This is a genomic window from Luteimonas sp. R10, from assembly GCF_045689605.1.
In the GTDB taxonomy this organism is placed as follows: domain Bacteria; phylum Pseudomonadota; class Gammaproteobacteria; order Xanthomonadales; family Xanthomonadaceae; genus Luteimonas.
Genome location: NZ_CP141262.1, coordinates 1,624,589 through 1,646,165, shown reverse-complemented (window position 1 = coordinate 1,646,165; position 21,577 = coordinate 1,624,589). Strand labels below are relative to the sequence as shown.

Annotated in this window: 17 protein-coding genes; 11 read left to right on the top strand and 6 right to left on the bottom strand. The window is 64.8% G+C overall.

Translation table 11 applies throughout. The features are described from left to right. Positions 1 to 159 precede the first annotated feature (159 nt). From U3649_RS06885 to U3649_RS06860, 6 genes are read left to right on the top strand one after another with little or no spacing between them, the layout of a single operon-like run. Complete coding sequence (locus U3649_RS06885; RefSeq protein ID WP_407354120.1) at positions 160 to 1,314, top strand: glycosyltransferase; 1,155 nt, start codon at positions 160 to 162, stop codon at positions 1,312 to 1,314. Continuing rightward, positions 1,311 to 1,979, top strand: a complete 669-nt coding sequence (locus U3649_RS06880; RefSeq protein ID WP_407354119.1) for a methyltransferase domain-containing protein — start codon at positions 1,311 to 1,313, stop codon at positions 1,977 to 1,979. The genes U3649_RS06885 and U3649_RS06880 overlap by 4 nt, the downstream gene beginning before the upstream one ends. Beyond that, the gene (locus U3649_RS06875) at positions 1,980 to 2,657 is read left to right on the top strand and encodes a methyltransferase domain-containing protein (protein ID WP_407354118.1); all 678 of its coding nucleotides are present in this window, start codon (positions 1,980 to 1,982) and stop codon (positions 2,655 to 2,657) included. Then, positions 2,654 to 4,120, top strand: coding sequence for an MOP flippase family protein (locus U3649_RS06870; protein WP_407354117.1), 1,467 nt, complete (start codon positions 2,654 to 2,656; stop codon positions 4,118 to 4,120). Before U3649_RS06875 ends, U3649_RS06870 begins: the two co-directional genes overlap by 4 nt. 9 nt (positions 4,121 to 4,129) lie before the next feature. Further along, entirely contained in the window at positions 4,130 to 5,011 is an 882-nt protein-coding gene (locus tag U3649_RS06865) for a glycosyltransferase (RefSeq protein ID WP_407354116.1), read from the top strand. Between the two features lie 11 nt (positions 5,012 to 5,022). Further along, positions 5,023 to 5,967: a glycosyltransferase family 2 protein gene (locus U3649_RS06860; protein WP_407354115.1), complete on the top strand. Its 945-nt coding sequence runs from the start codon at positions 5,023 to 5,025 to the stop codon at positions 5,965 to 5,967. Here U3649_RS06860 and U3649_RS06855 read toward each other — a convergent pair. Both U3649_RS06855 and U3649_RS06850 read right to left on the bottom strand, forming a co-directional pair. Then, positions 5,910 to 7,769 carry a glycosyltransferase gene (locus U3649_RS06855; RefSeq protein WP_407354114.1) on the bottom strand — a complete coding sequence of 620 codons (1,860 nt, stop codon included), beginning with the start codon at positions 7,767 to 7,769 and terminating at the stop codon, positions 5,910 to 5,912. The two genes, U3649_RS06860 and U3649_RS06855, sit on opposite strands and share 58 nt — an antisense overlap. Before the next feature lie 64 nt (positions 7,770 to 7,833). Continuing rightward, entirely contained in the window at positions 7,834 to 8,685 is an 852-nt protein-coding gene (locus tag U3649_RS06850) for a glycosyltransferase family 2 protein (protein ID WP_407354113.1), read from the bottom strand. Between the two features lie 261 nt (positions 8,686 to 8,946). Between U3649_RS06850 and pilB the strand changes: the two genes are divergently transcribed. From pilB to coaE, 4 genes are all read left to right on the top strand, one after another. Then, positions 8,947 to 10,665, top strand: coding sequence for a type IV-A pilus assembly ATPase PilB (gene pilB / locus U3649_RS06845; protein ID WP_407354112.1), 1,719 nt, complete (start codon positions 8,947 to 8,949; stop codon positions 10,663 to 10,665). A 286-nt stretch (positions 10,666 to 10,951) separates the two neighbouring features. After that, positions 10,952 to 12,229: a type II secretion system F family protein gene (locus tag U3649_RS06840; RefSeq protein WP_407354564.1), complete on the top strand. Its 1,278-nt coding sequence runs from the start codon at positions 10,952 to 10,954 to the stop codon at positions 12,227 to 12,229. Between the two features lie 17 nt (positions 12,230 to 12,246). After that, the gene (locus tag U3649_RS06835; protein ID WP_407354111.1) at positions 12,247 to 13,116 is read left to right on the top strand and encodes a prepilin peptidase; all 870 of its coding nucleotides are present in this window, start codon (positions 12,247 to 12,249) and stop codon (positions 13,114 to 13,116) included. 219 nt (positions 13,117 to 13,335) lie between these two features. Continuing rightward, positions 13,336 to 13,953 (top strand): dephospho-CoA kinase, encoded by a 618-nt coding sequence (gene coaE / locus U3649_RS06830; RefSeq protein ID WP_407354110.1) that lies wholly within the window; start codon positions 13,336 to 13,338, stop codon positions 13,951 to 13,953. A 312-nt stretch (positions 13,954 to 14,265) separates the two neighbouring features. Here coaE and U3649_RS06825 read toward each other — a convergent pair whose 3' ends face one another. The 3 genes from U3649_RS06825 to U3649_RS06815 form a co-directional block, all read right to left on the bottom strand. Next, positions 14,266 to 15,252, bottom strand: coding sequence for a Nudix family hydrolase (locus U3649_RS06825; protein WP_407354109.1), 987 nt, complete (start codon positions 15,250 to 15,252; stop codon positions 14,266 to 14,268). A gap of 302 nt (positions 15,253 to 15,554) precedes the next feature. Then, positions 15,555 to 18,293, bottom strand: coding sequence for a preprotein translocase subunit SecA (gene secA / locus U3649_RS06820; protein ID WP_407354108.1), 2,739 nt, complete (start codon positions 18,291 to 18,293; stop codon positions 15,555 to 15,557). Between the two features lie 403 nt (positions 18,294 to 18,696). Beyond that, positions 18,697 to 19,608, bottom strand: coding sequence for a M23 family metallopeptidase (locus tag U3649_RS06815; RefSeq protein WP_407354107.1), 912 nt, complete (start codon positions 19,606 to 19,608; stop codon positions 18,697 to 18,699). 7 nt (positions 19,609 to 19,615) lie between these two features. Here U3649_RS06815 and U3649_RS06810 point away from each other — a divergent pair, with 7 nt between their 5' ends. Beyond that, positions 19,616 to 20,065, top strand: coding sequence for a DciA family protein (locus U3649_RS06810; RefSeq protein WP_407354563.1), 450 nt, complete (start codon positions 19,616 to 19,618; stop codon positions 20,063 to 20,065). 264 nt (positions 20,066 to 20,329) lie between these two features. Here the strand turns inward: U3649_RS06810 and lpxC are convergent, their stop codons facing one another. Next, on the bottom strand, positions 20,330 to 21,238 hold the full coding sequence (lpxC, locus tag U3649_RS06805; RefSeq protein WP_407354106.1) for a UDP-3-O-acyl-N-acetylglucosamine deacetylase: 909 nt from the start codon (positions 21,236 to 21,238) through the stop codon (positions 20,330 to 20,332). Between the last annotated feature and the right edge of the window lie 339 nt (positions 21,239 to 21,577).

Below are 21,577 nucleotides of genomic sequence, written 5' to 3'. Positions count from 1 at the left end.
ACTGAGCACTGGACCAGCCAGACTGCGAGAGCCCACGCACCGAACCCTGACACGTTCGGAGGACGCCACACTAATGGAAACAAAGCAGCCACTGCGCTCGACTGTCTCCGAGTACCACATCCACTTCGCATCTTCCGACGCCGTCATCAGTGCTCAGCCATGAAGAAGGTCGTCATCTTCCGCAGTAAATTGCTACCGATCTCGGAGACGTTCATTCACGACCAGGCACGAACGCTAAGCAAATGGACTCCCGTTCTGGTCGGCCTCCACGAAGTAAACGGCGGGCTGCAAACTCCAGAAGTCCGACGTGAAATCGTACCGGGCGCAAACCGCCGCGCACTCCTTCTTCTTCGACTGCTGCTGGACCGGCCGCTGCCCGGCTTGGTCAGGTTGCTGAAACAGCTGAAGGTCGACCTTGTGCATGCTCACTTCGGCACCGATGCCACCGACATCTGGCCCAGCGTGAAAGCGGCGGGCCGGCCAATGCTGGTGACACTGCACGGCTACGATATCAGCATCCATCGCGAGTGGTGGGAAGCGGGACACGGCGGTCCACGAAGGCGCGCCTATCCAAAGCGACTGCTGCGGATGGCGCACGATCCGGCTGTACATTTTATCGCGGTCTCCAAAGCCATCAGGAGTCGCGCGGTCGCATATGGAATTCCCGAGGAAAAAATCACTGTCGCTTACATTGGCGTGGACACACAGCGTTTCAAGCCGAGCGGATTGCCGCTGGATCAGCGGAGCAAGCGCATCCTGTTCGTAGGACGAATGGTGGAAAAGAAGGCGCCACTGCTGATGATTCATGCTCTCGCAGCAGTGCGCAAGGAAGTGCTCGATGCAGAACTTGTCATGATAGGCGACGGTCCTTTGCTAGCAGCCGCCAAGCGGCTAGCCGCAGAACTTGCCGTGCCGGTTCGGTTTCTGGGTGCATGCTCTTCGGATGAGCTACTGGCGCAGCTGCAAGAGGCAAGGGTTTTCTGCCTGCCCAGCTTGACCGCTGAAAATGGCGACGCAGAAGGATTCGGTCTGGCGATACTTGAAGCGCAGGCATGCGGCGTACCTGCGATCAGCTCGGCACAGGGGGGGGCGGACGAGGGACTGCTTGACGGGGAAACTGGCTACGCATTCAACGAAGGCATGCTGGATGAGCTTGTTGCCGGCTTGCGCAGGTTGCTGCAGGATGATGGCGCGGCCAAGCGCGCATCATTCGCAGCCACGAATTTCGCCAATGAGATGTTCGATATACGGGCCAGATCCGGAAAACTCGAAGTCATTTACGAAGAAGTTTCCACCGGGATGATTCCAGCATGAAATCTCTGATTTCCTTGATCAATGTGAAGCTATTTCCACGCAGGGAATTCTCCTCCAGCAACTATTGGAACGAACGTTACCAGTCAGGCGGAAATTCCGGGCCCGGCTCATATGGCGAGCTGGCCAAGTTCAAGGCCGGCGTTCTCAACAGGTTCGTTACGGATAACAGCATTGCATCCGTCATTGAATTCGGCTGCGGGGATGGCCATCAGTTGACCCTGGCACAATATCCCAGATACGCCGGCTACGACATCAGCCCCGTCGCAGTGGAGGCTTGCCGCGCACTGTTCGGCGACGATGATTCCAAGAGATTCTTCCTTTCCCAGGAATATGACGGCCGCAAGGCGGATCTCGCCATTTCGATAGACGTTGTATTTCATTTGACGGAAGATACCGTGTTCGATGCCTATATGCGTCGACTGTTCGACGCTTCGCTCAGGCACGTCATCATTTATTCATCGAACCAAGACGAGCCGATTGAACCGGTTTCCAACCATGTTCGCCACAGGCGCTTCACGGACTGGATCGATCGAGAAATCCCCTCGAACTGGGCGCTCGTGGACAGAATTAAGAATGCGTTCCCATACACTGGGGACTACCAATCGACGTCCTTCAGCGACTTTTTCATCTACGGAAAGCTGAACACTGGCGGGACAGAATCATAAATGTACGCCGAGACCAGGATAAGCCATAATTGGCTAATAAAGAAGGCAGTAAATGACAAGGTCAGGGAAAGACTTCCAGATTTGTATGGCAATGTCCTTGATTTTGGTTGTGGTCTACGCCCTTTTGAAACAGACATATTGCGCCACGCCACAGACTATGTCGGCATCGACTGGAGCGATACGCTGCACGGCATGCGTGCGGACATCATTTCAAACTTGAACGCGCCACTACCCTTTGCCAATGAAGCCGCTGATCACATCGTCAGCTTCGAGGTGATGGAACATTTAGCGGAGCCTCGCATCATGCTGGCTGAGGCATTTCGCATTCTTCGTCATGGCGGACAACTGACACTCTCCGTACCTTTCCAATGGTGGCTGCATGAGGCACCCTGGGACTATTATCGATACACACGATACGGACTCCATTACATGTTGGAGCACGCCGGATTTTCCGACGTATCTGTGGCACCGACGACCGGCTTCTGGTCAATGTGGATCCTCAAACTCAACTATCAGACAACCCGCCTTATTCGCGGGTCAAGTCCTGCCCGGGCGCTGATTCGCGCGGGGTTGATCCCTTTCTGGTGGGTGAACCAACACCTCGCTCTGCTTGCCGATCGCTATTGGCCGGAGGAGCGTGAGACAGCCGGCTATTTCGTCACTGCCGTCAAACCATGAGCTTGCGAAAAGCCACGTTTTCCGCGAGCCGCTGGATCACCATATCGTTGCTGATCCGCGTCTTGCTGCAGGTCGCACAAATCATGGTCTTGGCAAGGCTGCTATTGCCTGCCGATTTTGGAATGATGGCAATCGCGGCGGCGGCTTATGCGGTCATTGCCATCTTCGTCGATCTTGGCCTATCCAGCGCCCTGATCCACTTTCCACGTCCGCCTGCATCCACTCTGTCCACGTTGTACTGGCTTAATCTCGGCGCCGCTGGCGCACTGGCATTGGTGCTAATCGCCATAGCTTGGCCTCTGGCCCAGGCATATACCGAACCATCACTGTTTCCCGTGCTGCTGACGATGAGCCTAGCTCTGCCATTGAGTGCGCTGGGGCTGCAGTTTCGAGTGATGGCCGAGAAGGAAATGCGCTTTTCCAAACTGGCGCTCATCGAAACAGCAGCAGCTTTAGTTGGATTTCTTGCCGCGATTGTCGTTGCATTGCTTAATGGGGGCGTATATGCGTTGGTTGCAAGTGCCTTGGTTACGGCCGGCCTGGCTAGTGGACTGGCATGGCTACTACTTTCGCACGGCCTGCGTCCGGGGTTCCAGTTCAGAATTTCCGAGGTCAACAACTACCTGCGCTACGGTGGATACCGTCTTGGCGACAGCCTTTTTAATGCGTTGCGAATGCAAACGGACATATTCATCGGCGGCCTATTTTCCAGTGCAACGGCAATGGGCATGTATGCCCTGTCCCGCGACTGGAATCTGCGGCTGGCCAATACCTTCGTCAACCCGATAGTGACCCGCGTCGGTTTGCCCGTAATGGCGAAGGTACAATCCGACAAGACCGCACTAAAGTCCGTCTATCTCCAAGCTTTGCGCATGACCGCTTCAGTCAATTTCCCGATCTATATGGCCATCGCCATCTGGAGCGAAGAGGTCGTGGCAATCCTGTTGGGCGACCAATGGCGAGGAGCTGCATTCTATATGCGCCTATTCGCCATCTGGGGGCTGATACGTTCAACAGGCAACCCCGTTGGCAGCCTACTTTACGCCGCTGGGCACGTACGCCGCGCATTCTGGTGGAACTTGATCCTGTTCGTGGCCATGCCGATTCCGCTCGCTTTAGGCGCTTGGATTGACGGAACGCGCGGACTTGCATGGGCGATGCTCGTCACACAGGCGCTTATCTTCTATCCAGCATTCCATTATCTTGTACGGCCCGCATGCCTCGCGAGCTTCCGCGAGTATTGGGCACAGTTATCCGCGCCGCTACTTGCAAGCCTAGGAGCGCTCTTTCTTGGATACGGCGCATCCTTGCTCTTCTTGAATCCATGGCTCCAACTCTGCATCGGGCTTACGTTTTCCAGCTTCTCTTACCTGGGCTTGAGCTGGCTACTGAACCGAAGTTGGCTTTCAGCCATGATTGAACTGAGCGAGCCTCTCTTGAGGCTCCTGGTTCCTCACCGATAATTCCCGTCTATGTCCAAGCCCGCTAAGATTAGCGTAATCATCCCCGTTTTCAACGACGCGGCAGGTGCCATGCGCTGCCTGGATGCCATCTCCACACAGTCCTATCCGATGCACCTCATCCAGGCTGTCTTGGTCGACAATGAGTCAACCCACCCTGTTCACATTACAAACACGTACCCATTCACCTTCCTTCTGAAGCGCTGCACAACTCCAGGTTCCTATGCCGCTCGCAATGTCGGCGTAGCCATGTCTGACGGGGATATCATTGTGTTCACAGACGCCGATTGTGTCCCCATGTCCGACTGGCTCTCCAATGGAGTCAAGGCCCTTCATGCCTGCGCCCCCAAGAGCATCATTGGGGGCGATGTCCTGGTAAGTGAACCAAACCCTCGCACAGGCACGGGGCTGTACCAGTATCTAATGGGATTCCAGCAGCAGGAGAACATCCATCAACGCGGTTTTTCCGTCACCGCAAATCTGTTCTGCACCAGAAAGCAGTTCCTTCGCATCGGAAACTTCGACGAACGGCTGCTATCCGGCGGCGATCTAGAATGGAGCGCCAGGGCCAAAGCGAAGGGCTTTGACATAGGATTCGCAAAAGACTCCATCGTTACCACGCCTCCTCGCACGTCGCTTGCATCGGCAATCCGGCAAGCCCGCCGCGTTGCCGCCGGACGCATGCACTTGCGAAGAATTGGCGCCCATTGGGTTGATCCGTCCCAGCTACGACATCGTCGCAAACCGGCGTTGTCGCTTCTTGCTGCAATGCGCCGGGAAAAAATCTCTCTGGTCGACCGCATGAGGGTAGTCACAGCCGCGGCTGCCATCAAGGCAGCATCCATCGCTGAAATCGCGTATCTCTACTTCGGCGGATCGGCTGAGCGCCGCTAAAGCAGATCGTCATGCACATTCGTAAGGTCAGCGTGGTCATTCCAATGTACCAAAACGCCACCAGCGCAATCGCACTGGTAAATGCGTTGCGGAACCAGCGGGGCCCGCAGAACGTCGAGACCGAAATTATCGTCATCGACGACGGATCAGGCGACGATTCTTCTGATCGCGTCGAGGCTGCAGTGGGTGCACTGGCAACCATGTGCAAGCTAAGCAAGAATCACGGCCGTGCCGCCGCCAGAAACCATGCCGCAGCCAAGGCTAACGGCGACGTCATTCTGTTCGTTGATTGCGACTGCTTGCCTGCAGGCGGCGATCTGATCGTGCAGCACCTTAGAAGGTGGACCGATGGCGTCGTGGCGAGCATTGGCCCGGTACAAGGCGATGGCCGTGGATTTTGGCACCGCTACCAGTCCGATGCCTCGGAGCGACGGGCACGCCAGCATGCTGCGGGCATCGACTACAGCGGGTCCAGCCAGAACATGATGGTCGCGCGATGGGCATTCAACAAGTGCGGCGGATTCGATTCGCTGTATCGCGCGTACGGCTTCGAGGATCGAGATCTGCAGATACGACTGTCGGCGCTCGGCCAGATCGCATGGACATACGGCGGCGCCGTGCGGCACGTGGATGCGCTCAGCCTGCGGACAGTGAGCAAGAAGATGCTGGAAGCCGGCGAGCACTCATCGACCAGGTTCGCAGGTGCACATCCGGAGGCCTACCGCGCGCTCGGCTATGCATCACTCGATGTGCGCCAGCGCTCCTGGCTGCGCCTGCCTGCGATGCTGGCTGACACGTTCTGCGATGCTCTCGCGCGGTTGGGAGATGCGTTCCTCGGAAGCAGGCTGATCCCCTATGGCGTCAAGCGCACCTATGTCAGGGCAATCACCGGCATCAGCTACTTGGCAGGTACAGCGCGTGCACTTCGGTCCGGATCCGAAGCGCTCAGTACGTAGATCAGCGTCGGAAACGCACGCCGTGCCAGATGAAACACCCGATCTGGAATGCGCCTGAAGACCACCCGGTACACCAGCGCTTGTGGTCGCTCCAACTCGTAGGTCAGCCGAAGAGCGCTGCCGTGCATTTGTTCGTATTCAAAGCCCACGTCCTCCAGCAACGCTTCCGCCTGCGCCGTCGTCAGGGGGCGGCAATCGTACTCGGTTCCACGCTGCCGCCAACGCAAGTAAGACGTCCGCCAGGACTCAGGTAGCCAGCTCAGGAATGCCAGCCTGTAGTGCGGCTCGATCAACATCCAGCGATTGGGTACCGCCAGGTAAGCCCGCCCGGACGGCGCAAGCACGCGTTTGACTTCTTCGAGATGATGCCGCTGTGCCGCGGCATCGCCAACATGTTCGATGACATGGTTCGTGATCACCACATCGAACACCGCATCGGCGAACGGCAATTGCGTTCCGGAGGTCTTGGTGAAGCGATAGCCACCATGCACCTGCCGCGTGTCGGTTACATCGACAGCATCCACGTCAAAGTCGATCCTCGGATGGCTTCCGAAGTAGTGTGCTACCCCCCCCGAACCGGTGCCGATCTCCAGCAACCGCAACCGGCGCTCACGTGACCGCAATTCGAGAAGTCGCTCGATCTTCCGAGCCTTCGCGCTCCTGCTCTCCAGGTCGAGCACGGCATGTCCGCGATGGCCGACAGGATCGAATCGTCGACCGTACGCGGTCATCTGCAAGCATTCATGCAGACGCTCGCTGAATCGATCCCAAGAGAAGCTCAGCGCGAAATCGTGCGCGGAATCGCGCAGCAGCGTGCCTGCGCGTTCCGCGAGTATCCCGGAAACACGATCTGCGAATCCTGTGTAGTCGCCTGGAGCTAACATGTAGCCACTGATGCCGTCGCGGACCGCATCGGGCACTCCGCCTACCGCGAACGCCACCGTCGGCAAGCCATGCGCAGCAGCCTCGATCGCAACCATGCCGAAGCCCTCGACATCGCCGGCCACCTGGCGAACCGGGAACACGTGCACATCAGCTGCAGCGTATGCCTGCCCCAGGGTTACTTCGTCGCACGGCCCGAGGCGCACCACGTGGTGCGACAGACCATGAGCGGCGGCGGCCTTCGCAAGAGACGCGCCTGGATCGATCGCATGCTTGCGCAGCGCGTCGGGAGCATTGTCGCCGACCAGAACAAGGCGCACCTGCGGATGCTTGGCCACGATTGCCGGCAAGGCCTGCTCCACAAACTCCGCGAGGCCCTTTCGTTCGGTCAAGCGGCCGACGCTTAATATGATTGGACTATCTCCCAAACCGAAGCGCGCCCGAAAATCCCCAGCATCGATCACCTCGCGATCTGGAAGGGTCGTCCCGGGATGTACCACCGCCACATTACCGTGCGCTAAGCCCTCACGGATAGCGAGATCGGCGGTGTTGGCGCTATTGGCCAGTGCGCCATCAAGCCTCCGCAGGGCCGGCAACCACAGCGCGCGATAGGCGAGATGCGTGGCAACGATATCCAATCCATGTAAATAAGCCATGGATTTTGCCCGCGTCCTCCGCGCTGCCAATACCGCCGCCGGCACGGTCAATCCGCTACCGGCGATGATGAGATCGAAGTGGCCCTTGGCGAGTTTTCGTGCCAGGGCCATCGACTGAAACAGGAAAACGGACAGCGACGCGATGGGAACCTCATGCACGGCGCTCCCCGCCGGAAGGTGGGCGCGACAGCCTGCAGGCCCAATAACCACCAACTCTGCGCTGCGTTCGAGCGCGAAAGCCATCTGCTGGTTCAGGCGCTCCATGCCTCCTCGCAGTGGGGGCAAATTGCGCGTTATCAGCAGGATCCGCGGCCGTGGCTGACCGGGTTCAGGCATCGCGCCGGTATGTCAAGCTGGTGATCTGCTCTGAGATCAGACCGATCAGGAAGATGATTACCGCTGCGCTGAACAGCAACATGCTCATGTTGGTGAAGCGATGCATGGTGATGTAAGTGAATCCATAGTATCCGAGTCCAACCAGGAAGAACGCCATCGCCGCGGGCGCAAATAGCTTGAGCGGCGAGTACAACGTAGCGATCTTGAAGATGATCAACAGGAAGCGGATGCCATCACGGATCGGGCGGATGTGGCTGCGGCCGACGCGCCGCGCCACGGGGATGGATTCGTAGGTTACTGGATATGCGCTGCGGAAGAACGCCATGGTGCTAGTGGTGGGATAAGAGAAGCCATTGGGCAACAGGTGCAGAAATTCGCGGAACCTATCCGCCCGCACTACTCGGAAGCCGGAGGTGAGGTCTCTCACGTGAAAGCCGGTCATTCGGCTGGCCAGCCAGTTGTAGAGGACGTTGGCCACACCCCGGCTCACGCCCGCCTGACCGTTCCAGTCCCGGGCGCCTACCACCATGTCGTAGCCCTGCTCCAGCCGCGCCAGCAGCCGCGGGATGCTGGCGGGATCGTGCTGACCGTCGGCGTCCATGAAAACCAGGATGTCGCCGCTGGCAGCGCGGGCGCCGCGCTTGATGGCGGCGCCGTTGCCCATGGAGTACGGCGAGGACAGCACCTTGGCGCCCAGTTCGGCGGCGACCGAGGCCGTGGCGTCGATGGAGCCGTCGTCGACGACGATGATCTCCGCCTCGGGCAGCAGCGCGCGCAGGCTCGGCAGCGTACGACGCAGGCCTTCGGCCTCGTTCTTGGCAGGCAGGATGACGGATATGTGCATGGGACTCCCCTGGCGCACAGGGTAGCCGGAAGGGGGTTGGGCGGGGAAGCTTTGGTGTCCGCCCGGGAATCGGCGCCCGGTCGGGTGTTGACGTGAGGCACAGTTCGGGCCGCGGTGGCACTGGACGTTTCGGTGGCCTGATCGGGCGCCGGTATCGCGCGCATGGCGCGCTCCTACGGAGGCAAGTCACCGTGGCCTGTTCAACATCGATCCTGCGTTGTTGCGGTAAAGTCGGGCGACTTTAGGGGGAGAACCTGACCGATGAACGCCGTTGCGTCCGCCAACCTGGTCGGCATCACCGGCATCGCCCGGCGCCTGGTGCTGGACGGCGCCCTGGACGACACCGCCGCCCGCGAGGCGCTGGACAAGGCCACCGCCGAGCGCAAGCCGATCGCCGGCTGGCTGCGCGAGCACAAGCTGGTGTCGGCGGCGCAGCTGGCCGCCGCGAACTCGATTGAGTTCGGCATGCCGGTGTTCGACCCGGCCACGATGGATGCCAGCCAGGGCGCGGTGAAGCTGGTCAAGGAAGAGCTGCTGCGCAAGCACTGTGTGCTGCCGCTGTTCAAACGCGGCGGCAAGCTGTTCGTGGGCACCGCCGACCCCACCAATACCCACGCCCTGGACGAGGTGAAGTTCCACACCAACCTGGTGGTGGAGCCGATCCTGGTCGACGAGGATACGCTGAAGCGCACGCTGGAGGTCTGGCTGGAGGTCCACGACAGCTTCGGCGATGCCCTGAACGATGCCGACGGCCTGGAAGGGCTGGACGTGGGCGGCGACGAGGCCGCCGAGAGCGCCACGGATGTCAAGGGCGACGACACCCCCGTGGTGAAATTCGTCAACAAGGTGCTGGTGGAGGCGATCAAGAAAGGGGCCTCGGACATCCATTTCGAGCCGTACGAGACCGATTACCGGGTGCGGCTGCGCATCGACGGTATCCTCAAGCCCACGGCGAAGATGCCGGTCAAGCTCAACCAGCGCATCACCGCCCGTCTGAAGGTGATGGCGCAGTTGGACATCGCCGAAAAGCGGGTACCGCAGGACGGCCGCATCAAGCTGAACCTGTCCAAGACCAAGCAGATCGACTTCCGCGTCAGCACCCTGCCCACCCTGTTCGGCGAGAAGGTAGTGCTGCGTATCCTCGACGCCGGCGCCGCCAAGCTAGGGATCGACAAGCTGGGCTATGAGGAGAACCAGAAGGCGCTGTTTCTCGAGGCCATCCAGAAGCCCTACGGCATGGTGCTGGTCACCGGCCCCACGGGCTCCGGCAAGACGGTGTCGCTGTATACGGCGCTGAACATCCTCAACGACGACGTGCGCAACATCTCCGCCGTCGAGGATCCTGTGGAGATCCGCATGCCGGGCGTCAATCAGGTGCAGATGAACGTCAAGCGCGGCATGACCTTCGCCGCCGCGCTGCGCAGCTTCCTGCGCCAGGACCCGGATGTGATCATGGTTGGCGAGATCCGCGACCTGGAGACCGCCGAGATCGCGATCAAGGCGGCGCAGACCGGCCACATGGTGCTGTCGACGCTGCACACCAACGATGCGCCGCAGACCATCTCGCGCCTGATGAACATGGGCATCGCGCCGTACAACATCACCAGCTCGGTGACGCTGGTGATCGCCCAGCGGCTGGCACGGCGCCTGTGTGACCGCTGCAAGAAGCCAGTGGAACTGCCGGACGTGGCGCTGCTGGCCGAAGGGTTCACCGCCGACGAGGTGCACGCCGGCATCAAGATCTATGAGGCGGTGGGCTGCGACGAGTGCACCAACGGCTACAAGGGTCGCACCGGCATCTACCAGGTGATGCCGATGAGCGACGAGATCCAGGAAATCGTGCTGCAGGGCGGCAACGCGATGCAGATCGCCGAGGTGGCGGAGCGGGCCGGGATCAACGACCTGCGGAAATCGGCACTGCTGAAGGCGAAGATGGGGGTGACCAGCTTGGCGGAGATCAACCGGGTAACCAAGGACTGACCCGCCCCGCCCCGTAGGAGCGCGCCATGCGCGCGATACCGCGGGTGTCTCCGGTCCCGACCATCGGCGGTCTCGCCGCGCGCCGGAGACGCACCGGGGACCGGGAGCCACCGGGCGCCGAGATGCCCGCGGCATCGCGCGCATGGCGCGCTCCTGCGGAGGGGCCGCCGGGGTTGGTAGCCCAAACCCTGCGGGCCGTCACAAACGCAAATTTCACATCGGCCCGCAACCGGCTACCATGCGGGATCATACCGGCCCGGGGAGGCCGGGCCAGGGGAGCTCAAAGATGGCCGTGACTCGTACCGCCGCCAAGACCGCCGCGCGCAAGGGGGCCAGGCCCGCCACCGCGCGTCAGGGCGTGACCCTCGACACCTTCGTCTGGGAGGGCACCGACAAGCGCGGCACCAAGATGAAGGGCGAGCAGCAGGCGAAGAACGCCAATATGTTGCGCGCCGAACTGCGCAAGCAGGGCATCAACCCTACCATCGTCAAGACCAAGTCCAAGCCGCTGTTCGGCAGCGCCGGGCGCAAGATCACGCCGAAGGAGATCGCGGTCTTCAGCCGCCAGATCGCCACCATGATCAAGTCCGGCGTGCCGATCGTGCAGGCGCTGGAGATCATCGGCAACGGACACAAGAACCCGAAGATGGCGTCGATGGTCAACGCCATCCGCACCGACATCGAGAACGGCACCTCCTTCGCCGAAGCGCTGGGCCAGTTTCCTGTCCAGTTCGACGAGCTGACCCGCAATCTGGTGAGGGTCGGCGAGGCGGCGGGCGTGCTGGAGACGGTGCTCGACACCATCGCCACCTACAAGGAGAACATCGAGAGCCTGAAGGGCAAGATCAAGAAGGCCATGTTCTATCCGGCCGTGGTGATCGCGGTGGCGATCCTGGTCAGCGCGATCCTGCTGATCTTCGTGGTACCGCAGTTCGAACAGGTGTTCGTAGGCTTCGGCGCCGACCTGCCGGCATTCACCCAATTGATCGTTGCCGCCAGCCGCTTCATGGTTTCCTACTGGTGGATGCTGCTGTTGATCGCCGTGGTCGCGATCTTCGGCTTCATCTTCATGTACAAACGCTCGCTCCCGCTCCAGCACTTCGTCGACCGGATGATGCTCAAGATTCCGGTACTCGGCGTCATCCTGCACAACTCGGCGATCGCACGCTTCGCGCGCACCCTGGCCACCACCTTCAAAGCCGGCGTGCCGCTGGTCGAGGCGCTGGAATCGGTGGCGGGCGCCACAGGCAACTCCGTCTACGAGAAGGCCACCCTGCGCATCCGCGACGACGTCTCCGTGGGTTACCAAATGAACATGGCGATGAAGCAGGTGAATCTGTTCCCGCATATGGTGATCCAGATGACCGCGATCGGCGAAGAGGCAGGCGCGTTGGACTCGATGCTGTTCAAGGTGGCCGAGTTCTATGAGGAAGAGGTGAACAACGCGGTGGATGCGCTGTCGAGTCTGATCGAGCCGATGGTCATGATCTTTATCGGCATCCTCGTGGGCGCTATGGTGATCGGCATGTACCTGCCGATCTTCAAGCTCGCCGCCGTGGTCTGACGGGACAGATCCGCTAGATGGCCTTCCTCGACCAGCATCCCGGTCTCGGTTTCCCGGCCGCGGCCGGACTGGGGCTGCTGGTGGGCAGCTTCCTCAACGTCGTAATCCTGCGCCTGCCCAGGCGGCTGGAGTGGGAGTGGAAGCGCGATTCGCGTGAGATCCTGGAGGAGCCGGAGCTGTACGATCCGCCGCCGCCGGGAATCGTGGTAGAACGCTCGCATTGCCCGCACTGCGGCCACCAGCTGTCCTGGTACGAGAACATCCCGGTGTTCAGCTGGCTGGCGCTGCGCGGCAAGTGCCGCCATTGCAAGGCGCCGATCTCGATCCAGTACCCGCTGGTCGAGCTGCTGACGATGCTGCTGGTGGTGGCCTGCGTCTGGCGGTTCGGGTTCGGCTGGCAGGGGTTCGGCGCGATCGTGCTGACGTGCTTCCTGATCGCGCTGTCGGGCATCGACCTGCGCACCCACCTGCTGCCGGACCAGTTGACCCTGCCGCTCATGTGGCTGGGCCTGATCGCCGCGGCCGACAACCTGTACATGCCGGCCAAGCCGGCGCTGCTGGGCGCGGTGGCCGGCTACGTGAGCCTGTGGTCGGTGTGGTGGCTGTTCAAGCAGCTCACCGGCAAGGAAGGCATGGGCCATGGCGACTTCAAGCTGCTGGCGGCGCTGGGGGCCTGGTGCGGGCTGACCGGCATCCTGCCGATCATCCTGCTGTCGGCGGTCAGCGGGGCGATCCTCGGCTCGATCTGGCTGGCGATGAAGGGCCGCGACCGCGCCACGCCGATCCCGTTCGGGCCGTTCCTGGCGATCGCCGGCTGGGTGGTCTTCATGTGGGGCGGCGATCTGATGACCCTGTACCTGCGCTACAGCGGCCTCTCCCTCACGTAGGAGCGCACCGCAGGGACGCGAACGCCGCGGGCATGGCCGCCGCACGCGAATTCCGGTGACCGGCGCGCCTGCCGGTCCGACATCGCGGCATCCACCGGATCCTGCCGGCACCCGCGGTGTCGCGCCCCTGCGGTGCGCTCCTACGAGGGACACCCGGATCGGCATGGCCGATTCCCCGCACCGTCTTCCGTCGCGCGGCGATGCCGGTTACAAAGGGCCATGAGCGACTACATCATCGGGCTGACGGGCGGCGTGGCGTCCGGCAAGAGCGAGGTCACGCGGCGTTTCGAGGCGCGCGGCGTGACGGTGGCCGACGCCGATATCGCCGCGCGCGAGGCGGTGGCGCCGGGCAGCGAAGGACTGGCGGAGGTGGCGGCGGCGTTCGGGCCGGCCGTGCTCGACGCGGCGGGCGCGCTCGACCGCGCCGCGATGCGGCGCCGCGTGTTCACCGACGATGCCGAACGCCGCAAGCTGGAGGCGATCGTGCACCCGCGCGTGCGGACGGCGCTGCGCGCCGCCTGCGAGGCCGCTCCGGGACCCTACGCGATCGCCGCGATCCCGCTGCTGGCCGAGGGCGGCGGACGCAGGACCTACCCGTGGCTGCAGCGGCTCCTGGTGGTGGACGTGCCGGTGGAAGTACAGCACGCCCGGCTGCTGCGGCGCGACGGCATCGACGACGCACTGGCGACGCGGATGATCGAGGCACAGGCGAGCCGGCACGAGCGCCTGGCGCTGGCCGATGACGCCGTCTTCAACGACGGCCCGTTGGAGATGCTGGACGCCCATGTGGCGGCGCTGGACCGGCGTTACCGGGTGTTCGCCATCGTGCACGCCTAGCGCAAGCGCCCGCCCCTGCGGCGGGCAGCCCCGGCGCAATCGTCCGTGGCGGGTCGCCAGGGCTCTCGTTTCCTGTGGAAGCCGGGGTGGCATGCCGCTGCCCGAAGTCGCGACGACGCTCCACCCCCGGGGATGACGGGAGTCGCGACATCCGGCGCTTCCGCTAACGGATCACACCGTTTGCGGAGGCCGCTGTCGCGACTTCCGTCGCTCCCACAGTCGCTCCCACAATGGTCATTCGTCGCCGGCGCCGGTCGCTCGCTGCGACGCGGTTCCATCGGCGGGGGCCGACCGCGCCGGCATGCGCACGCGTCAGTTCGTCCGGGTAGGCCAGAGGGCGCGGATGGCGGCGATGCCCTGGGCGCCGTGGCGGCGGGCTTCGGGGATGTCGCCGGGGCCGAGGCCGCCGATGGCGTAGATCGGCAGCGAGACGGCTTCGCGCAGGGCGGCGAACCGCGCCCAGCCGAGGCCGGGCGCGCCGGGATGGGTTGGCGTGGGCGCAAGCGGGCCGAGCAGGGCGAAGTCGCAGCCGAGGTGCTCGGCGTGGCGGAGCTCGTCCAGGTCGTGGCAGGAGGCCGCCAGCGGCCGGTCCACGGGCAGCGGCCGTTCGTCGAGCGCGGCGAGCTGGGCGGCGCGCAGGTGCAGGCCGGCGCCGGTGGCGCGGGCGAGCTCGGGGTCGGCGCCGACCAGCGCTTCGGCGCCGGCGGCGCGGCAGCGCTCCACGGCGGCCGCGACCAGCCGCTCGCGGCGGCTGCGTTCGACGCCGGGCAGGCGCAGGTGCAGGCGTCGGATGCCGGAGGCCAGGGCGCGCTCGATGCCTTGCAGCCAGGCGCCATCGTCGGCATCGGGCGCGGGGGTGACGAGATAGCGATCGGGCCGGGTGAGCGCCGCGACCACCGGCCGGTCGGCCGGCGGCATGGCGTAGCTGGCGAGCTTGTGCTGCGGCACCCAGGCCAGCGCCTGGCCCTCGTGGCCCCGCGGCGTGCCGCGCCAGGCGGTGACGTGGCGGACGTCCAGGCGCAGGCGCTTGTGCGGGTAGGCCTGGGGTACGGCGATCAATGGAGCGCCGACCGCGACCTCGATCCCCAGTTCCTCGCGCAGTTCGCGCACCAGCGCCTGTTCGGGCGATTCTCCGGGCTCGCGCTTGCCTCCGGGGAATTCCCACCGGCCGGCGAGATCGCGGCCTTCGGTCCGCCGCGCGAGCAGCACCCGGCCGCTGGGGTCGGTGATGGCGGCGGCGACGACTTCGACGACACGGTCGCCGGTGCCGGCCCCGGTCGATGCATCAGGCGCGGGCACGCGGGCCGTCCAGGTGCCGGCGGCGTCCGGGGGACGCTGTGAAAGCTGACCTCATCCGCCCCCGGACCGAGTCCGGGGCAGGCTCTCCGGGCACCTTCTCCCGCAAGCGGGAGAAGGGAAATGCGGGGTGCGGGTTGGGTGCCCACGGGACGCTGCCACAGGCGGCATGATCTTTACCGGCCGCCGGCGACCCCGCCGTAGAGCCGAGCTTGCTCGCCTGTGCCGGCACAGGCGCCGGAGCCAGGAGCAGCGGAGCAAGCTCCGCTCTACGGAAGGCGTTGCCGGCGAGCCGAGGGCCGTCGTCAGGACAGTTGCCCATGGCAGTGCTTGTACTTCTTGCCGCTGCCGCAGGGGCACGGGTCGTTGCGGCCGACCTTGGCGCCCTCGCGCACGATCGGCATCTGCGCGCGCGGGCCGTCGCGCTGGTAGTCCGGCTCGGCCGCTTCCTCGTCGGCGCCGTAGCCGCCGGCGTCGGCGTGCTGGAACTGCGCCTGCTTGAGCTTGGCCTCGATCTGGCGCCGCTCCTCGGCCTCCATCGCGGCGATCTCGGCCTCGCTGCGCACGCGCACGCGCGCCAGCAGGGTCACCACCTCGTGCTTGACCTTGTCGAGCATGTCCGAGAACAGCGCGAAGGCCTCGCGCTTGTACTCCTGCTTCGGCTGCTTCTGCGCGTAGCCGCGCAGATGGATGCCCTGGCGCAGGTAGTCCATCCGCCCCAGGTGCTCCTTCCAGTTCTGGTCGAGCACGTTGAGCATGATGTGCTTTTCCAGCATGCGCATGGTCTCGGGGCCGACCTGCGCCTCCTTGTCGGCGAACAGGCGGTCGGCCGCCTCGATCACGTGCGTGGCGATGCCGTCGGCGTCGAGCTCCTTCTTCTCCTGCACCATGCGCTGCAGCTCCAGGCGCAGGCCGAACTCCTGCTCCAGCGCGGACTCCAGGCCCGGCAGGTCCCACTGGTCGTCGATCGACTCCGGCGGCACGTGGCGCGCCACGAGCTCGGCGACCACGTCGCCGCGGATCCCGTCGATGTTCTCCTTGACGCTGTCGGCGTCCAGCAGCTCGTCGCGCTGGCCGTAGATCACCTTGCGCTGGTCGTTGTTGACGTCGTCGAAGTCGAGCAGGTTCTTGCGGATGTCGAAGTTGTGCGCCTCCACCTTGCGCTGCGCGTTGGCGATCTGCTTGGTCACCAGCGGGCTTTCGATGATGTCGTCCTCCTGCAGGCCCATCCGCGCCATCACCCGCTGCACCCAGTCGGCGGCGAAGATGCGCATCAGGTTGTCTTCCAGCGACAGGTAGAAGCGCGAGGAGCCGGGATCGCCCTGGCGGCCGGAGCGGCCGCGCAGCTGGTTGTCGATGCGCCGCGACTCGTGGCGCTCGGTGCCGATGATGTGCAGGCCGCCGGCGGCCTTGACCTGGTCGTGGCGCTGCTGCCAGTCGGCGCGCACCTTCGTCTTCTGCTCGCCGGTGGCGTCCTCGCCCAGCTCCGCCAGCTCGGCCTCGAGCGCGCCGCCGAGCACGATGTCCGTGCCGCGGCCGGCCATGTTGGTGGCGATGGTGACCGCGCCGGGGCGGCCGGCGTGGGCGATGATCTGGGCCTCGCGCTCGTGCTGCTTGGCGTTGAGCACCTCGTGCGGGATGCCCTCCTCGCGCAACTGGGTGGACAGCAGCTCCGAGACCTCGATCGAGGTGGTGCCGACCAGCACCGGCTGGCCCTTCTCGTGGCACTCGCGGATCTCGCGGGCGACGGCGCGGTACTTGCCGGCGCGGTTGAGGAACACGGCATCGGGATGGTCCTTGCGCACCATCGGCCGGTGGGTGGGGATGACCACCACCTCCAGGCTGTAGATGCTCTGGAACTCGAAGGCCTCGGTGTCGGCGGTGCCGGTCATGCCGGCGAGCTTGCCGTACATGCGGAACAGGTTCTGGAAGGTGATGCTGGCCAGCGTCTGGTTCTCGCGCTGTACCGGCACGCCCTCCTTGGCCTCGACCGCCTGGTGCAGGCCGTCGGACCAGCGGCGCCCGGCCAGGGTGCGGCCGGTGAACTCGTCGACGATGATCACCTCGCCGTCGCGCACGATGTAGTCGACGTCGCGCTGGTAGATCGCGTGCGCGCGCATGGCGGCGTTGAGGTGGTGCACGACGTGGATGTTCTGCGGGTCGTACAGGCTTTCGTCCGCATCGAGGATGCCGGCCTTGCGCAGCAGTTCCTCGGCGTGCTCCTGCCCGGCCTCGGACAGGTGCACCTGCTTGCCCTTCTCGTCGACCCAGAAGTCGCCGACGCCGTCCTCGACCTCCTGGCGCTTGAGCGAGGGCACGATGCGGTTGACCTTGATGTACAGCTCCGGCGACTCGTCGGCCGGGCCGGAGATGATCAGCGGCGTGCGCGCCTCGTCGATCAGGATCGAGTCGACCTCGTCGACGATCGCGTAGTTCAGCCCGCGCTGGTAGCGGTCGCCCTTGGCCAGCGCCATGTTGTCGCGCAGGTAGTCGAAACCGAACTCGTTGTTGGTGCCGTAGGTGATGTCGGCGCCGTAGGCGGCGTGCTTGTCCGAATGCGGCATGCCCGGGAAGACGACCCCGACCGACAGGCCCAGCCACTCGTACAGCTTGCCCATCCAGGCGGCGTCGCGGCGCGCCAGGTAGTCGTTGACGGTGACCACGTGCACGCCCTTGCCTTCCAGCGCGTTGAGGTACACCGGCAGCGTCGCGACCAGGGTCTTGCCCTCGCCGGTGCGCATCTCGGCGATCTTGCCCATGTGCAGCACCATGCCGCCGATCAGCTGCACGTCGTAGTGGCGCATGCCGAGCACGCGCTGCGAGGCCTCGCGGCAGACCGCGAACGCCTCGGGAAGCAGCTTGTCCAGCGATTCGCCGTTGGCGACTCGCTGCTTGAATTCCGAGGTCTTGGCCTGCAGTTCGGCGTCCGACAGGGCCTGCATCTGCGCTTCCAGGGCGTTGACCTTGGCGGCGATCTTTTCGAGCTGTTTGACGAGGCGTTCGTTGCGGCTGCCGAAGACGCTGGTGAGCAGGCGATTGAGCATGGGTTTACCGGAAGTCGGAGATCGGGAGCGCGGGACGCCTGGTCCCGGCAACGAAAAAGGGCGCCGGGCGCCCTTTTTTGGCAACGCGCATTGTACCGTGGGGACGGCCCCGGCGCCTTTCAAGCGGTCGCGGGAGACCGATGGGGGGCGCAGATCGAGGCACTTGTGAGGACGGCTTCAGCCAAGTGCATTTCCCTTCTTCCTCCGGGAGAAGGTGGCCCGAAGGGCCGGATGAGGGTCCGGCGAAGCGGCAGCGGCCGAACCAACGCGACTTCGCCGTGCCCTCACCCCAATCCCCGCTCCGCGCCCCGGCCCGCGCCAGCGGCGCGGGCGTTCCACCGCACGCGCGCCAATGGCGCGCAAGCATGCGGTTCCGCCTCAAAGGGAGAGGGGTTCAAAGCGATCAGCCGCGGGTCACGCCCATGTCGCCGAGGAACTTGCGCGGATTGACCACGCGGCCGTTCTCCCAGACCTCGAAGTGGACGTGCGCGCCGGTCGAGCGGCCGGTGGAGCCGGCCTTGGCGATCTGCTGACCGACCCGGACCAGATCACCCACCTTCACCGTGTTGCGCGAGTTGTGCGCGTAGCGGGTGACGTAACCGTTGCCGTGGTCGACCTCGACCACGTAGCCGTAGCCGCTGCGGTACCCCGAATAGCTGACCACGCCGTCGGCGACGGTCATCACGGGATCGCCGCTGCGGGCGTCGAAATCGATGCCCTTGTGGAAGGCGCGGCCACCGTTGAACGGATCGGCGCGGCTGCCGTAGCCGGAGGTGATGTAGCTGCTGGCGACCGGCGACCGCGAAGGCAGCGCGGCGCGCTCGAGTTCCTGATCGAACAGCAGCGCCTCGAGGACCGACAACTGGCGGCCGGATTCGCGCAGCTCCGCGTCCACCGCGTCCATGCCCTCGCGAAGGCCGCGCGCCGGCATGTCCTGCACCGGGCCGGGGCCGCCGAGGCCGACCGGGGCGGTGAAATCGAACTCGCCGTCGCCGAGCTTGCCCACCCGGGTGAGCCGCTCGCCGAGCGCGTTCAGCCGGTTGGCCTGCGCCTGCAGCTCGCCCATGCGCGCGGAGAGCGCGTTGACCTCGCGCTGCGCCTCGCGGCGGGTGTGCTCGATGCTGGCCCGCTGCTCGAGGGTCTTGGCGTGCAGGCGCGAGATCTCGCTGGCGCCCATGCTGGCGCCGAACAGCATGCCGGCCACCGCGATCACGGCGGCGGCGGCGAACGGCTTGCGCAACGCGGCGGCACGGATCTGCTGCAACCAGTGCATGATGCGGATCCGCGCCTGATGGGTGATGCTGTGTAGAGTCATGCTTCCGATGTCTGGTTCACGATCCAAGCCGCCCGCGGGGACCGCCCGCGCCGCCCCCGCCCAGCCGGCGCTCGATGCGCTGCTGCAAGGTGCCGCCGGCAATCCGGTCCGCCGCGCCCTCTGGCTCGACGCGCTGGATCAGCGATTGCGCCCCCTGCTGCCGTCGCCGCTCGCCGCGCATGCGCGGCTGGGCAATGTCGACGGCCGCAGGCTCGTCTACCTCGTCGATGCCCCGGTCTGGCACGCCCGCATGCGGCTGGCCGGCCCGGAACTGCTCGACGGGGCCCGTTCCATCGGGCTGGATGTCACGGAGTTCGTCGTCAAGACCACCCGGCCGATGCCGCGGCCTCCCCAGCCCGCATCGACCCCACGTCCGATGTCGGCGCGCGCGGATGCAGCGCTGCGCGACGCCCTGGCGCTCCTGGCCGATGACGACCCCGGCAAGGGCACCTCCTGAGCCATCCTGACCCCGCTCCATGGAGCCGGCGCGGGAAAGGACAGGCGACGGGGCATGCTACCGGCCATGTACTCACGTCGGGTTAACAGGGCACTAACGTTTTGGCAATAAATCGTTAAATTTTCGTTATAAGTTCACGCGCGCTAACGTTTGTGATCGATCGGCCGGGGACGCGGCCGGTGGCGCGCGGCGAACGGCGACCCGAGCGACGGATCGCTGCTCGGCATTTGCGACCGAAGAGAGTGCCGCCTCGTGCGAGGCGAACTAAGCGGCGGCGGGCGCGCCGTAGACGAGCGGCGCCGGGGCATCGTCGCTGAAGGTGACCTCCTCCCAGGCCGACCGCTCCGCCATCAGTGCCCGCGCCAGCTTGTTGTTGAGCGCGTGGCCGGACTTGTGCCCCTCGTATGCGCCGAGGACCGGATGCCCGGTGAGGTACAGGTCGCCGATGGCGTCCAGGATCTTGTGGCGCACGAACTCGTTGGCATACCGCAGGCCGTCGTCGTTGAGCACCCGGAACTCGTCGAGCACGATCGCGTTGTCCATCGAGCCGCCCAGGCCCAGGTTGCGTTCGCGCATGAACTCCAGGTCGCGCATGAAGCCGAAGGTCCGCGCGCGGCTGACTTCGCGGATGTAGGCCTCGGTGGAGAAGTCGACCACGGCGCGCGACTGCGCGGTCGGGATCGCCGGGTGGTCGAACTCGATGGTGAAGCCGAGGCGGAAGCCGTCGTAGGGCTCGAACCGGGCGATCTTGTCGCCGTCGCGCACCTCGACCGGCCGCTTGATGCGGATGAAGCGCTTGGGCGCGTCCTGCAGCACGATGCCGGCCGACTGCAGCAGGAACACGAACGGGCCGGACGAGCCGTCCATGATCGGCACCTCGGGCGCCGACAGGTCGACGAACAGGTTGTCGATGCCGAGCCCGGCCAGGGCCGACATCAGGTGCTCGACGGTCATCACCTTGCCGGCGCCGCGGGTCAGGCCGGTGCAGAGCATGGTCTCGGTGACCAGGTCGGCGCGCGCGGGAATCTCCACGGCCGGCTCGAGGTCGATGCGGCGGAACACGATGCCGCCGTCCACCGGGGCCGGACGCAGGGTGAGATAGACCTTCTCGCCGCTGTGCAGGCCCACGCCGGTGGCGCGGATGATGTTCTTGATGGTGCGTTGCTGGGGCATGGCGGCGGGGTCAGTGGGGGTCCGGAAGCCTCGCGGCGGCTGGCTGCCCTGGGCCTAACGGTCGCAGGTTAGCACGCATGGCTGAACCTGAACGGAAGTGGCCGACAGGCCTTGTACGCGCGCGTGCCGCGATTCAGGCGTTCGCCGACGAAGGTACGGGCCGGAGATGCGGCCGATGGGCAACCTGGCGCGATGGAACGCAGGGTTGCGGCGGTGCGGGACGAAAAACCACCGGGCCGGCACGGGCCCGGTGGAAAAAAGGACAGGCACGGGGCACGACATCCGCCCCGCCCCGTAGGAGCGCACCGTAGGGGCGCGAACACGCGTATCCGGCTGCGC